This window comes from Acidovorax sp. Root267 (assembly GCF_001429215.1).
GTDB classification, from domain to species: domain Bacteria; phylum Pseudomonadota; class Gammaproteobacteria; order Burkholderiales; family Burkholderiaceae_C; genus Acidovorax; species Acidovorax radicis.
Genome location: NZ_LMJC01000001.1, coordinates 536,642 through 549,517, shown reverse-complemented (window position 1 = coordinate 549,517; position 12,876 = coordinate 536,642). Strand labels below are relative to the sequence as shown.

The window sequence follows — 12,876 nt, the reverse complement described above, 5'->3', positions numbered from 1 at the left end:
AGTGCGTCTCAAACGGCAGCGGGGTGCCGAATGCGTTCAGCGAGCAGCTCCCAGACCGGGGTAAGCTGGCCGGGCAGCAGCGGCAAGGTCCCCAGGTCGGTGTGGGACTCGTCCGGGCTGTGGAAGTCGCTGCCGCGCGACGCAGCCAGGCCAAATTCCTGCGCCATTGCGGCATAGGTGACATATTCGGCCGCGCTGTGGCTGCCGGTGACGACCTCCACCCCCCGCCCGCCGTGCGCCTTGAACTCGGAAAACAGCGCAAATTCTTCGTTGGCACTGAACTTGTAGCGCGCCGGGTGGGCAATGATGGCCATGCCACCTGCCTCGGTGATCCAGCGCACGGCATCGCCCAGGGACGCCCAGCGGTGTGGCACGTAGCCCGGTTTTCCCTCGATGAGGTACTTGCGAAACACCTCGGACGTGTCCCTGCAGACTCCGGTCTCCACCAGGAAGCGCGCGAAATGGGTGCGCGAGATCAGTGCCGGGTTGCCCACGAACTGCAGCGCGCCCTCGTAGGCACCGGGAATGCCCACCTGGGCCAGCTGTTCGGCCATGTCTTTGGCGCGTTCGCCGCGCCCGCCGCGCGTGGCGGCCAGGCCCTGGGCCAGCTGGGTGTTGTCGGGGTCGAACCCCAGGCCCACGATGTGGACGGTGGTGTCGGCAAACGTGACCGAGATTTCGGTGCCTGTGAGATAGGCCATGCCCTGTGCGTGGGCAGCGGCAGCGGCACGGTGCTGGCCGCTGATTTCGTCATGGTCGGTGAGCGCCCACAACTCGACCCCGTTGGCCCTCGCCCGGGCGGCCAGGTCTTCCGGGGTCAGGGTTCCGTCGGATACCACGGAATGGCAATGCAGGTCGGCGTTCAGTATGGGTGTCACCGTGCCATTTTAGGGCTTGTACCGAAAATGCGCGCCACTGCGCGACCCCTGGGCTGTCGTGGGCGGGTTCTCGCAGACCTGGCATGGTGCCGCTGCCCCGGGTTGGGCTGACCTGTCACCTTTGGCGCCCAGGGTGCGGGTTTTTCCCGGGGAGAACAGGGTGGCAATGGGCCGGGGCGGGGTCCGGGCTGACGTAGGCTATGGTCTGCTGTTGATGCAATCGGGTGTTGCGGGCGGCGTGATGGCCGCAAACTCCCATTTCCAGGTTTACGAGGAAAGACGAACCATGCAAATCGACAATATCCGCGTAGCGCGCAAGCTGTGGGGTGCGTTCATCCTGCTGATGCTGGCCATGCTCCTGATCTCCGGGTTCCAGCAGTACCGGGCTAACAGCTCCATGTCGAGCGCGATGGACCGGGTCATCGAGATCGAAGAGCGCATTTCTGCCGCCATACGCTGGCGGGGTGCCACCGAGACCGCCGTGAACATGGTGATGGGCGGTGCCGTCACCACCGACGCGGTGCTGGCCCAGCAGTACGATGCCAAGGTCAAGGAGATCATTGGCGGCATCAACAAGATTCAAGAGGGGATCGTGGCCGGTGCCACGGCGCCCGATGAAAAAGCGGCGCTCGACAAGGTGCTGGCCGAACGCAAGCTGGTGCTGGCCGCCACTGCCAAGACCTGGGAGCTCAAGGGCGCGGGCGATGGTGTGGCCACCCAGCAGTTTGCGGACAACGAACTCACCCCCATGGTCGGGCGCTACCTCAAGGCACAGGACGAGTTTGTCGCCGTGCTGCAAAAGCGCCGCGACGAGATCCGGGCCGAGACCACGCAACGGCGCGTTGCCTATGCCATCCAGGGCCTGGTGGTGTCGGCCGTGCTGATTGTGGTGGTGCTGCTGCTGGCCTGGAAGCTGGTGCGTTCCATCACCGTTCCACTGGACGAGGCGGTGGAAACCATCGACGCCATCGCCGCTGGCGACCTCACGCGCGAGCTGCAATCCACCCGCAAGGACGAGTTCGGCCACATGCTGAGATCCCTGTCGGCCATGTCCACCCGCTTGCGCGGTGTGGTGAGCGAGGTGCGGGTGGGTGTGGATTCCGTCTCGTCGGCGTCGATCCAGATCGCCAACGGCAACCATGACCTGTCGGCCCGCACCGAGCAGACCGCCTCGAACCTGGAGGAAACGGCCGCCAGCATGGAGGAACTCACGGCCACGGTGAGCCAGTCGGCCGACACGGCACGCCAGGCCAACCAGCTCGCGGGCACGGCGGCCCAGGCGGCGGCACGCGGCGGCGAAGTGGTGGGCCAGGTGGTCACCAGCATGCAGCAGATCACCGACAGCTCGCGCAAGATCAGCGACATCATCGGCGTGATCGATGGCATCGCCTTTCAGACCAACATCCTGGCGCTGAACGCCGCCGTGGAAGCCGCCCGAGCAGGCGAACAGGGCCGGGGCTTTGCCGTGGTGGCCAGCGAGGTGCGCAGCCTGGCCGGGCGCAGCGCCGAGGCCGCAAAGGAGATCAAGAACCTGATCAGTGCCTCGGTCGAAAACGTCGAGTCGGGCTCTGCCCAGGTCGCGCAGGCGGGCCAGACCATGGGCGAGATCGTGGCCAGCGTGCAGCGCGTGAGCGACCTCATCGGCGAAATCACGGCATCCTCCTCCGAGCAGCGCGACGGGATTGCCCAGGTCAACCAGGCCGTGACGCACCTCGACCAGATGACGCAGCAGAACGCGGCACTGGTGGAAGAGTCCACCGCCGCCGCAGCCTCGATGCGCGACCAGGCCCAGCGGCTGGCCGAAGTGGTGGCGGTGTTCAACGTGGGTGCGATGGCAGTTCGCGCGCCGGCAGCGCCCCGCCCGGCACCGGCGGCGGCAGCACGGCCCGCGCCAGCGGCCAGGACCGCCCTGGGCAACAAACCCGCAACCGCCAAGGCGCCACAGCCCCTCAAGGCTCCCCAGGCCCCCAAGGCCCCTGTAACGGCCCGGCTGGCGTCTTCGGCCCCCTCCCCAGCCCGCCGGCCCGCCGCTGCGCCGGCACCATCGGCCACGCCCGCCGCACCGGCACCCCGGGCTGTGGCCAAAGGCGGGGATGACGACTGGGAAAGCTTCTGAAGTTCGCCGAGCGTGGTGAAGGTTTGCTATAAAAATAATAGCTAATAGCGCTTTCCCATTCGGCGCTAGAGGCCAAAAAGCCTCAAAATTTTTTGCACCACGCCCCCAAGGCAGCCCCGGCTGCCTTTTGTTTTGTTTTTTGTGTATGACGAAAGGACCTGCCCATGCCCCTGGTCAACATCCGCCTTGCGCGCCGCGACCTGCCCACCACGGCAGCCCAGAAAGCCGCCTTGATTGCGGGCGTCACCCAGCTCATGCAGCAGGTGCTGGACAAGCGCCCTGAAACTGTCACTGTCATCATCGACGAAGTGGACCCGGAGAACTGGGGCCAGGGCGGCGAGCCGGTCACGGTGATCCGCCAGCGCAACAAGGGCCCTGCGCAGGCCTGAGCGGGGTGGGGCCTTGCCCTAGGAGTCTGCCGGACTTGGAAATCGTCGGCTGCAAATTGACCTCAGCGGTCCATTTTCCACCGTCTTTTTGCCCCATAGCTCGGCTATGGGGCTGCAAATCCGGCAAAAACTGTCCTCGCTGGGGCCAATTTTCGCTTCGACGCTCCAAGTCCGACAGACTCCTAGATCTGAGCCCCCTCGACCAGAAACTGCACCTTGCGCTCGCCCTTCCACTCGTTCACATCGAGCCGGAAGGCCAGCAGCACGCGTGCGGGTAGCTGCTCGGTGTGGCCGAACCAGATGGCGTCCACCGGGTTGCCCTGGTGCATGAGCTTGATCGACAGGTGGTTCTTGGATTCGCCCACCAGGCGCTGGCTCACGATCTGCACTTCTTCGCTGAAGGTGGGGGGCGCAAAGCCCTGGCCCCAGACCTCGTGGTGCAGGGTGTCCACCATGTCGGCGCGGCAGTATTCCGGGGCCAATGGGCCGTCGGTCTCGATGCGGCGGGTGAGCGTGGCGGCGTCCAGCCACTCCTGCGCCACCTGGGCCAAAGCGCGCTCAAACACCTCGAACGCTTCTTCGGCCACCGTGCAGCCCGCCGCCATGGCGTGGCCACCAAACTTCAGCAACACGCCCGGGTGGCGCTTGGCCACCAGGTCGAGCGCATCGCGCAGGTGAAAGCCGGGGATGGAGCGGCCCGATCCTTTCAGCTCATGCTCCTTGCCTGGTGCGCTGCTGGCCGCAAAGACAAAGGTGGGGCGGTGCAGCTTGTCCTTGATGCGGCTGGCCACGATGCCCACCACGCCTTCGTGAAAGTCGGGGTCGAACACGCTGATGGCCGGGGGCGGCTCTTCGTCTTCCTGGAACAGGCTTTCGGCCATCAGCATGGCCTGGTCGCGCATGCCGCCCTCGATCTCGCGGCGCTCGCGGTTGATGCCGTCGAGCGTGCCCGCCAGCTCGGCGGCGCGGCCCGCGTCGTCGGTCAGCAGGCATTCGATGCCCAGCGTCATGTCGGCGAGGCGCCCTGCGGCGTTGATGCGCGGGCCCAGCGCAAAGCCGAAGTCGAACGTGGTGGCCACGGGCGCCTTGCGGCCGGCGGCGGTGAACAGCGCAGCCACCCCGGCGGGCATCTGGCCTGCGCGGATGCGTTTCAGGCCCTGGGCGACCAGGCGGCGGTTGTTGGCGTCGAGCTTGACCACGTCGGCCACGGTGCCGAGCGCCACGAGCGTGAGCAGCGGGTCGAGCTTGGGTTGGGTGGCCGCATCGAAGATTCCGCGCGCCCGCAGTTCGGCCCGCAGCGCCAGCAGCACATAAAACATTACGCCCACCCCGGCTATGGACTTGCTCTCGAACGTGCAGCCGGGCTGGTTGGGGTTGACGATGGCATCGGCCACAGGCAGCTCGGGGCCGGGCAGGTGGTGGTCGGTGACCACAACGGTCAAACCCAGCGCCTTGGCCTCGGCCACGCCCTCCACGCTGGCGATGCCGTTGTCCACGGTGATGAGCACATCGGCGCCGCGCTCGGCCACGCGGCGGGCGATGGGTGCGGTGAGGCCGTAGCCGTCGGTCACGCGGTCGGGCACGAGGTAGTCCACGTGCTGCGCGCCCAGCAACCGCAGTCCGCGCACGCCCACGGCGCAGGCGGTGGCGCCGTCGCAGTCGTAGTCGGCCACGATGACGAGGCGCTTGTTCTGCGCCATCGCGTCGGCCAGCAGGCGGGCGGCGGTGTCGATGCCTTTGAGACCTTTTTCACCGCTGGGGGGCAGCAGGCGGCCCAGGCCGTCGTCCAGTTCGTCCTTGGCGCGCACGCCTCGTGCGGCGTACAGGCGGGCCAGCAGCGGGTGCACACCGGCCTGCTCCAGCGCCCAGGCGGCGCGGGGGGGAATGTCTCTTGCTACTATTTTCATAGCTTCTCGCGCATGTCTGTAAAGCGCTGGGGCCTGAAAATGCTTTGAAAACGCTGGGCCAGCGTGCGGGGCGCGCTGTGGAAGGCCAGCGCATTGCGCTCGCCGCACAGTGTCAGCAACACGGGCGCGCCGCCCTCGGCCTTGCGCAGCAGGTCGGCCACCGGGCCGGCGTCCAGCGCAGTCCAGGCGGCGGCCCAGGTGCGCCAGTCCTCGTTCAACGCCGCGTCGCGCAACGTCGCCGGCACCGTCGGCGCAGTGGTGGCGGAGGGCGCGGGCGCAGGCAGTGGGCCGGTGCCATGCACCCAGAACGAATTGATCACCGGCAGCCCGCGCGCCGAGCGTTCGTCATTGAAGGCGTGGGTGTACAGCAGCATCTGCATCTCGCTGTGCAGGCGGTGCAGTGTGCGGGCTTGTTTCACATCCGGCATCCAGGCGCGCACGTCGCGCTGCAGCACGCGCTCCAGCGAGGCGGTGGCAAGCTGGGCAAACAGCGGGCCGCTGGCCAGCCAGCGCGTGGGCTGGTCATAGTGCAGGGTGATGCCGTCTTCGGCAAACCAGGGCGACACGATAGCCAGCAGCGCGCGCGATGCGGCCTCGTCCAGCGAGAGGTGCTCGGGGTTGCGCAGCGTGACATGGTCGGTGCTGACCTGCCACTGGCAGGGGGTGACAAACGCCCAGGCATCTCCGTTGGTGGAGAGGCCTTGCTGTTGCCGGTGCCACGCAGCCCAGGGGATGCGGCCGTCATCAAAGGGCAGGCTCAACGCTCGGGCCAGGGCGCGTTCGTGGGGGGCAGAGAAGCTGGTCTCCTCGCCGCTTTCACTGTGGCCGGGGTAGGGGCGGAGCCGGGCCAAAAGCCGGTCCAGGTGGGGCAGGGCGAGTTCCTGCAGGGCTTGCTGGCATCCCGGGGAGGCGCTGGCGGCGTAGGGAATGAGCAAATGGGTGGTGTCCGACATGGGCCTATTGTCCGGGATGCCACAATCTGGCCGGCCTGTGGCGTGCATTCCGCACCCTGCAGTGCCTTCTTTCCTTATTCATGCAAATCCCTTACGAACTGGCCCTGGGCTGGCGCTACACGCGCGCGGGCCGCGCCACGCGGCGCAACGGCTTCATCTCGTTCATCTCGGGCGTGTCCATGCTGGGCATCGCACTCGGGGTGGCGGCGCTCATCATCGTGTTGTCGGTGATGAACGGCTTTCAGAAGGAAGTGCGCGACCGCATGCTCAGCGTGGTCTCGCACATCGAGATTTTTGCGCCCCAGGGCGCGGCGCTGCCCGACCCAGCGCGCACGCTGGCCGAGGCCAAGCAGAACCCCAACGTGGTGGGCGCGGCGCCGTTCGTGGCGGCGCAGGCGCTGCTGGCGCGCGGCGAGGACATGAAGGGCGCGCTGGTGCGCGGCATCGACCCGGCGCTGGAAGGCGCCGTGACGGACCTGGCCGCCACCAACGAAAAAACGCTCAACCTGCTGGTGCCCGGCGAGTTTCGCGTGGTGCTGGGCGGTGAGCTGGCCCGCGCTTTAGGCGTGCGCGCTGGCGATGTGGTCACCCTGATCGCGCCCGCAGGCCAGGTCACTCCCGCCGGGGTAGTGCCTCGGCTCAAGCAGATGACGGTGGCAGGCACCTTCGACTCGGGCCACTACGAATACGACTCGGCCCTGGTGCTGCTGCACCACGAGGACGCGCAGCGCATCTTCCGCCTCGAAGGCCCCACCGGCGTGCGCCTGAAGCTCAAGGACCTGCACCAGGCGCGCGAGGTGGCCCAGCAATTGGCGCAGTCCTTGAGCGGCCAACTGCTGATCCGCGACTGGACCCAACAAAACCGCACCTGGTTTGCGGCTGTGCAGCTCGAAAAACGCATGATGTTCATCATCCTCACGCTCATCGTGGCGGTGGCCGCGTTCAACCTCGTCTCTACCCTGGTGATGACGGTGACCGACAAACGCGCCGACATCGCCATCCTGCGCACGCTGGGCGCGAGCCCCAAAAGCATCATGGGCATCTTTGTGGTGCAGGGCGCCATGGTGGGCGTGATCGGCACAGCCGTGGGCCTGTTGCTGGGCCTTGGCATTGCGCTCAACATCGACGTGATCGTGCCCGCCATCGAGAAAGCGCTGAACGCGAGCTTCCTGCCCAAGGACATCTACCTCATCAGCAAGATGCCCAGCGAGCCGCAAAGCAGCGACATCCTGCCCATTGGCATCATCTCGCTCGTGCTGGCCTTTGTCGCCACCCTGTACCCCAGCTGGCGCGCCAGCCGTGTGAACCCTGCCGAGGCGCTGCGTTATGAGTGATCAGAAAGTTGGAGTGGTGGTACTGGAGGCCAAGGGCCTCACCAAGCGATTCACCGAAGGCCGCCTCGACGTGACGGTGCTCAAAGGCGTGGACCTTCAAATCCATGCCGGGGAAACGCTGGCCATCGTCGGCGCGTCGGGCTCGGGCAAAAGCACGCTGCTGCACCTGCTCGGCGGGCTGGATGCGCCCACGGCAGGCACCGTGCGCCTCAAGGGCGAAGAGATGTCCTCGCTGTCGGCAGAGCGCCAGGGCCAGCTGCGCAACCAGCACCTGGGTTTTATCTACCAGTTCCACCACTTGCTGCCCGAGTTCAGCGCGCTGGACAACGTGGCCATGCCGCTGCGCATTCGCCGCCTGCCGCTGGCGCAATGCCATGCCGAGGCCGAGCGGGTGCTCACCTCCGTCGGTTTGAAAGACCGCCTGATGCACCGGCCGGCCGAGCTGTCGGGCGGCGAGCGCCAGCGCGTGGCGATTGCGCGGGCGCTGGTCACGCGGCCCGCCTGTGTGCTGGCCGACGAGCCCACGGGCAACCTCGACCGCAGCACGGCGGATGGGGTGTTTGACCTGATGCTGCAACTGGCGCGTGACCAGGGCACGGCGTTTGTGATGGTCACGCACGATGAGTCGCTGGCCGCGCGCTGCGACCGCGTGGTGCGGCTGGTGCTGGGGCGGTTGAGCTAGAGCACCGCCCCCTTGGCGCCACCGCTGCGCCCGGGGATGCGGGCCGGGGCGCGGCTCAGATGCCGAGAATCTTCTTGGCTTCGGCCAGGGATTTCATCGAATCGTCGTGTTTGCCCGCCTTGTGGTGCGCTTCGCCGTCGGCGCGCAGCTGTTTGACCTTGGCGGCGTTGTCCGCCGTCAGGCTCGGGTTGGTGGCCAGCTTGGCGTCGATGGCTTTCATTTCATTGGGGCAGTTATGGGCCATGGCGGTGCCGGCGGCCGTGGTGACGAGCACAAGGGCGCAAGCCCGGATCAAAGAACGCATGGATGTCTCCTGGTTGGAACGTCGTGTTGACGAACATGCTTGCTGGTTACATCACCCTCCCATACCACCACACCGACAGCGCCGCAGCCAGCAGGGCCAGCGCTGCGCCCGCCAAGGCGAGCAGGGCGGAGATCTCGGTCTCCTTCTTTTCCACCGTCAGCCGTGAGCTGAGCGTTTCGTACACCTTCTTCAAATCCGCTGCGGTGGCCGCGTGGAAGTATTCGGCGTTGGTGCGCGTGGCCACGGCCTTCAGGGTTTCTTCGTCCAGCCGCACCCGCATGGACCAGCCTTCAAAGCCGATGGTCTCCCCCGCCACCGTACCCACGCCCACGGTGTACACCCGCACCCCCCGGTCGGCTGCCCACTTGGCGGCCTCCAGCGGGTCCACGCCGGTGGTGCGCTGGCCGTCGGTCAGCATGATGATGGCGGCCGAGGTGTAGGAGCCGGGTGCCACGGGCGTGAACGCCTTGGCCGGGTCCTGCTTGCCGATTTCGTCGATGGGCTTGGGGCGCATGGCCTGGCGCCCGCCCAGGGCCGAGATGTCGATGCCCGCGTCGGGGAACAGCGTGGCCAGCGACAGCATGATGCCGTTGCCCGTGGCCGTGCCGCGCTGCAACTGGAAGCTGTCGATGGCTTTCACCAGGTCTTCGCGACTCTGGGTGGGCAACTGGGCCAGCTGGGCGCTGCCGGCAAAGGCCACGATGCCCACGCGCACATGGCGCGGCAGCTCGGCGATAAAGGCTTTGGCGGCGTTTTGCGCAGCGGTGATGCGGTCGGGCTCCACGTCGGCGGCGCGCATGCTGCCCGAGACATCCATGGCCAGCATGATGGTCTGGTCCTGCGAGGGCAGCGTGATGACGGCGAGCGGGCGCGCGGCGGCCAGCAGCAGCGCCACCAGGGCCAGCAGGAACAGCGCGGGAGGGAGGTGGCGGCGCAGGTTCTGGCCTGGGCCCATGGCCTCGCGCACCAGCGACAGGCTCGAATAGCTCAGCGCTGTTTTCTTGCGCCGGTGCAGCAGCCACCAGTACAGCAGCACCAGCAGCGGCACGACCAGCAACAGCCAGAGCAGGGTGGGCCAGAGAAAAACCATGGTGTGTTCCTTCGGGCGGGGGCGCGGTTCGTTCAGGCGGCGCGCTGTGCCGGGTCTGCCGCACGGGAAGTAGAGGCACGGGACGTGCGCACCCGGCGCTGGCGCAGGTCCATGAAACGCAGCAGGGCGTCGACCAGGTCGTCGTCGGTGCACAGCTCCAGCGTGTCGGCGCCCGCGCGGGTCAGCCCTTCGCGCAGCGCCGCCTCGCGCTCGGCCGCCAGGTGGGCAAAGCGGCGGCGAAAGCCCGCGTCGTGGGTGTCCACCTGCAGTTGTTCGCCGCTTTCGGCATCGCGCAGCGTGATGAGGCCCACATCGGGAAGTTCCAGCTCCAGCGGGTCGAGCAGGCGCACTGCGACCACGTCGTGCCGCTGCGCGAGTTGGGCCAGGGGCTTTTCCCAGCCGGGTGCACTGATGAAGTCGGACACCACGAAGACGGTGGAGCGGCGGCGCAGGTTGGCCAAGCCTGTTTGCAACAAACGATGCAGTTCTGTGGCGCCTCCGCCGGGTTTTGATGTGCCGGTGGTAGGGGCGGGCGGCGTCAACAGCCGGTGCACCAGATGCAACACATGGGCGCGGCTGTTGCGAGGTGGTAACACCGCATCCACGGCGCGGGCGGGTGCATTGCCTGCGCCGTAGAGCATGGCGCCCACGCGGTTGCCGTGGCGTGTCAGCAGCCGCGACAACACGGCGACAAAGCCGGTCAGGATGTCGCGCTTGGCGTTGCCCTGCGGGCCGAAATTGATGGACGGGCTCAGGTCGAGCAGAAACCACGCGGTCATCTCGCGGTCTTCGGTGAACACGCGCACATGGGGCGTGTTCAGGCGCGCGGTCACGTTCCAGTCGATGTGGCGCACGTCGTCATGCGGCTGGTATTCGCGCAGGTCGGCCAGGTCCAGGCCGCTGCCGCGCATCAGCGTGCGGTAGTTGCCCTGCAGCAGGCCGTCCAGGCGGCGGATCACCTTCCACTCCAGCTCGCGCAGCAGCCGGTCCGCCTGCCCGGGCAGTGTGGGCAGGGTGTGGACCGTGGCGGAGGTTTCAGGCGGCTTGCTGTTCATGGCGGGGGCTCAAGCGGCTTTTTGCTCGTGGTGCAAAGGGCGCGCGGGCGCCGGTATCTTGGCCATGATGCGCTTGACGAGGGCATCGGCATCCAGCCCTTCGGACAGCGCCTCGTACGACAGGGCGATGCGGTGGCGCAGCACGTCGGCCGCCAGATCGGTCATGTCCTCGGGCAGCACATAGTTGCGCCCGCGCAGCATGGCCAGGGCCTGGGCGCCCTCGGCCAGGGCAATGGTGGCGCGCGGGCTGGCGCCGCAGCTGATGTAGCCCGCCAGGTCCTTGAGGCCATGCCGCGTGGGCTCGCGGGTGGCGGCCACCAGTTTCACGGCATATTGCAGCATCGAAGGGTCCACATACACCGTGCGGCACTCGGCCTGCAGCGCCGCCAGCTGCGCCGTGGTGGCCACGGGCAGCACCTGCACGGGCAGGTCGAGTGCACGCTGGGCGATCACGAATTCTTCTTCCTCGGTGGGGTAGCCCAGCAGCACCTTCATCATGAAGCGGTCCACCTGGGCTTCGGGCAGTGCGTAGGTGCCTTCGGTCTCGATGGGGTTTTGCGTGGCCATCACCAGGAAGGGCTCGGGCACCTTGTGGGTCTCGCCCGCAATCGTCACCTGGCGTTCCTGCATCACCTCCAGCAGGGCGCTTTGCACCTTGGCGGGCGCGCGGTTGATTTCGTCGGCCAGCAGCAGGTGGGTGAAGACGGGGCCCAGCGTGGTGCTGAACTCGCCGGTCTTCTGGTTGTACATGCGCGTGCCCACCAGATCGGCGGGCACCAGGTCGGGCGTGAACTGGATGCGCTTGAAGCTGCCCTGAATGGTGCAGGCCAACGTCTTCACCGTGAGCGTCTTGGCCAGGCCGGGCACGCCTTCGACCAGCAGGTGGCCCTGGGCGAGCATGGCGACCATGACGCGTTCCAGAAAACGGTCCTGGCCCACCACCACGCGTTTGACTTCGTAGAGCACCTGTTCCATCAGTGTCGCGGTGTTCGTTGTGGATTCCATGGGTTTCCTTCCTTGTCAGTGATCAACGACGTGCAAACTGTTCCAAGCTCACGCGGCGGGCGCGGCCAAGGCGAGGGACACCGAGCAAGGGCCGCCGCGATGTGCAGATGTCGCCTCCGCTCCGTGTGAGGGTTTCGTCCCCCTTGAGGGGGAAGGCGCGAAGCGACTCAGAGGGTGTTTCATACTAAAACGGCGGCATGCCCACGGCCGACGCCGCGTTCTCGATGGGCACCGCAAAGCCGATGCCGATGAAGGTGCGGGCTGAAGTGGGGTTCAAGATGGCGGTGACGATGCCTACCACCTCGCCATCGAGCGTGACCAGCGGACCACCAGAGTTGCCCGGGTTGGCTGCAGCATCGAACTGGATGAGATTGCTGAGCTGGCGCTTGCCTTCGGGCGAGGTGAATTCGCGCTTGAGGCCCGAGATCACGCCCGCTGAGGCCGACGGTCCGATGCCAAACGGGAAGCCCACGGCCACCACGTGATCGCCGGGGCGCAGGTCCTGGGTGGAGCGCAGCGGGGCTGCGAACAGATCGTCGGGCACCTTGTGGGCCTGCAGCACGGCCAGGTCGTTCTCGGGCTGGGCACCCGTGATGCTGGCGGTGGTTTCCAGGCCGTCGTGGAAGGTGATGGCAATGCGGTCCGCGCCCGCCACCACGTGCAGGTTGGTCAGGATGACGCCTTTATCCACAATCACCACGCCCGTGCCGATGCCACGTTCCACCTCTTCCTTGCCGTTCTTGCTGCGGCTGTAGCCCACCACGCGCACGATGGAGGGCGAAATCGCTTCCACCGCACGGGCGGCGGCGGAGGGCGGGGTGGTGGTCTCCAGCGTGCGCAGCACGGCGGCGTCAATGTCTTCCTGGGTGATCCGGTGGGCAGCGGGGCGCTGGTGCAGCCACAGGCTGTAGAGCAGCAGCGTGGCCAGCAGCGCGATCAGTGCCCACAGGGCGTGCAGATGGCGCCGCGAAAGGTTTGCACTGGCCGCTTGGGTGGTGGGCGGGTTGGGCAGGGTGGCGTCCATGCCGGCCGCTGGTTGTGCGGTGGGCGCAGGCGCCTGTTCAACCGGCTCCGGCGGGGAGCGGCGGGTGTGGCGGGAGCTGCTGTAGAGGGCGGGCCGGGGCATCCTGTCACCTTTTCTACGGAAGACGCCGCGAGACGGC

Annotated in this window: 12 protein-coding genes; 4 read left to right on the top strand and 8 right to left on the bottom strand. The window is 67.2% G+C overall.

The window, feature by feature from the left end; genetic code table 11:
- Positions 1–8: 8 nt before the first annotated feature.
- A complete protein-coding gene (locus ASE39_RS02365) occupies positions 9–878 on the bottom strand; it encodes a 3',5'-nucleoside bisphosphate phosphatase (protein ID WP_010463379.1) in 870 nt (289 codons plus the stop codon).
- A 286-nt stretch (positions 879–1,164) separates the two neighbouring features.
- Between ASE39_RS02365 and ASE39_RS02360 the strand changes: the two genes are divergently transcribed.
- A complete protein-coding gene (locus ASE39_RS02360; protein ID WP_057270053.1) occupies positions 1,165–2,994 on the top strand; it encodes a methyl-accepting chemotaxis protein in 1,830 nt (609 codons plus the stop codon).
- A gap of 164 nt (positions 2,995–3,158) precedes the next feature.
- Positions 3,159–3,383, top strand: coding sequence for a 4-oxalocrotonate tautomerase family protein (locus tag ASE39_RS02355; RefSeq protein WP_057226547.1), 225 nt, complete (start codon positions 3,159–3,161; stop codon positions 3,381–3,383).
- A gap of 182 nt (positions 3,384–3,565) precedes the next feature.
- Here the strand turns inward: ASE39_RS02355 and recJ are convergent, their stop codons facing one another.
- Positions 3,566–5,290 carry a single-stranded-DNA-specific exonuclease RecJ gene (gene recJ / locus ASE39_RS02350; protein WP_057270052.1) on the bottom strand — a complete coding sequence of 575 codons (1,725 nt, stop codon included), beginning with the start codon at positions 5,288–5,290 and terminating at the stop codon, positions 3,566–3,568.
- A complete protein-coding gene (locus tag ASE39_RS02345; RefSeq protein WP_057270051.1) occupies positions 5,287–6,243 on the bottom strand; it encodes a hypothetical protein in 957 nt (318 codons plus the stop codon). The genes recJ and ASE39_RS02345 overlap by 4 nt, the downstream gene beginning before the upstream one ends.
- A gap of 80 nt (positions 6,244–6,323) precedes the next feature.
- Here ASE39_RS02345 and ASE39_RS02340 point away from each other — a divergent pair, with 80 nt between their 5' ends.
- Both ASE39_RS02340 and lolD read left to right on the top strand, forming a co-directional pair.
- Entirely contained in the window at positions 6,324–7,577 is a 1,254-nt protein-coding gene (locus tag ASE39_RS02340) for a lipoprotein-releasing ABC transporter permease subunit (RefSeq protein ID WP_057226554.1), read from the top strand.
- A complete protein-coding gene (gene lolD / locus ASE39_RS02335) occupies positions 7,570–8,259 on the top strand; it encodes a lipoprotein-releasing ABC transporter ATP-binding protein LolD (protein ID WP_057270050.1) in 690 nt (229 codons plus the stop codon). The genes ASE39_RS02340 and lolD overlap by 8 nt, the downstream gene beginning before the upstream one ends.
- Positions 8,260–8,314: 55 nt before the next feature.
- On the opposite strand, the gene ASE39_RS02330 is transcribed toward lolD, so the two are convergent.
- From ASE39_RS02330 to ASE39_RS02310, 5 genes are all read right to left on the bottom strand, one after another.
- Positions 8,315–8,563 carry a hypothetical protein gene (locus ASE39_RS02330; RefSeq protein ID WP_057270049.1) on the bottom strand — a complete coding sequence of 83 codons (249 nt, stop codon included), beginning with the start codon at positions 8,561–8,563 and terminating at the stop codon, positions 8,315–8,317.
- A 46-nt stretch (positions 8,564–8,609) separates the two neighbouring features.
- Positions 8,610–9,653, bottom strand: a complete 1,044-nt coding sequence (locus ASE39_RS02325) for a VWA domain-containing protein (RefSeq protein WP_057226559.1) — start codon at positions 9,651–9,653, stop codon at positions 8,610–8,612.
- 32 nt (positions 9,654–9,685) lie between these two features.
- Positions 9,686–10,708, bottom strand: coding sequence for a DUF58 domain-containing protein (locus ASE39_RS02320; RefSeq protein WP_199864228.1), 1,023 nt, complete (start codon positions 10,706–10,708; stop codon positions 9,686–9,688).
- A 9-nt stretch (positions 10,709–10,717) separates the two neighbouring features.
- Complete coding sequence (locus tag ASE39_RS02315) at positions 10,718–11,713, bottom strand: MoxR family ATPase (protein WP_010463399.1); 996 nt, start codon at positions 11,711–11,713, stop codon at positions 10,718–10,720.
- A gap of 184 nt (positions 11,714–11,897) precedes the next feature.
- The gene (locus ASE39_RS02310; RefSeq protein ID WP_057270048.1) at positions 11,898–12,839 is read right to left on the bottom strand and encodes a trypsin-like peptidase domain-containing protein; all 942 of its coding nucleotides are present in this window, start codon (positions 12,837–12,839) and stop codon (positions 11,898–11,900) included.
- Positions 12,840–12,876: the final 37 nt, after the last annotated feature.

Coding starts and splice junctions, on each gene's coding strand:
- ASE39_RS02360 (WP_057270053.1), top strand. CDS start 1,165: ATGCAAATCGACAATATCCGCGTAGCGCGCAAGCTGTGGGGTGCGTTC.
- ASE39_RS02355 (WP_057226547.1), top strand. CDS start 3,159: ATGCCCCTGGTCAACATCCGCCTTGCGCGCCGCGACCTGCCCACCACG.
- recJ (WP_057270052.1), bottom strand. CDS start 5,290: ATGAAAATAGTAGCAAGAGACATTCCCCCCCGCGCCGCCTGGGCGCTG.
- ASE39_RS02345 (WP_057270051.1), bottom strand. CDS start 6,243: ATGTCGGACACCACCCATTTGCTCATTCCCTACGCCGCCAGCGCCTCC.
- ASE39_RS02340 (WP_057226554.1), top strand. CDS start 6,324: ATGCAAATCCCTTACGAACTGGCCCTGGGCTGGCGCTACACGCGCGCG.
- lolD (WP_057270050.1), top strand. CDS start 7,570: ATGAGTGATCAGAAAGTTGGAGTGGTGGTACTGGAGGCCAAGGGCCTC.
- ASE39_RS02330 (WP_057270049.1), bottom strand. CDS start 8,563: ATGCGTTCTTTGATCCGGGCTTGCGCCCTTGTGCTCGTCACCACGGCC.
- ASE39_RS02325 (WP_057226559.1), bottom strand. CDS start 9,653: ATGGTTTTTCTCTGGCCCACCCTGCTCTGGCTGTTGCTGGTCGTGCCG.
- ASE39_RS02320 (WP_199864228.1), bottom strand. CDS start 10,708: ATGAACAGCAAGCCGCCTGAAACCTCCGCCACGGTCCACACCCTGCCC.
- ASE39_RS02315 (WP_010463399.1), bottom strand. CDS start 11,713: ATGGAATCCACAACGAACACCGCGACACTGATGGAACAGGTGCTCTAC.
- ASE39_RS02310 (WP_057270048.1), bottom strand. CDS start 12,839: ATGCCCCGGCCCGCCCTCTACAGCAGCTCCCGCCACACCCGCCGCTCC.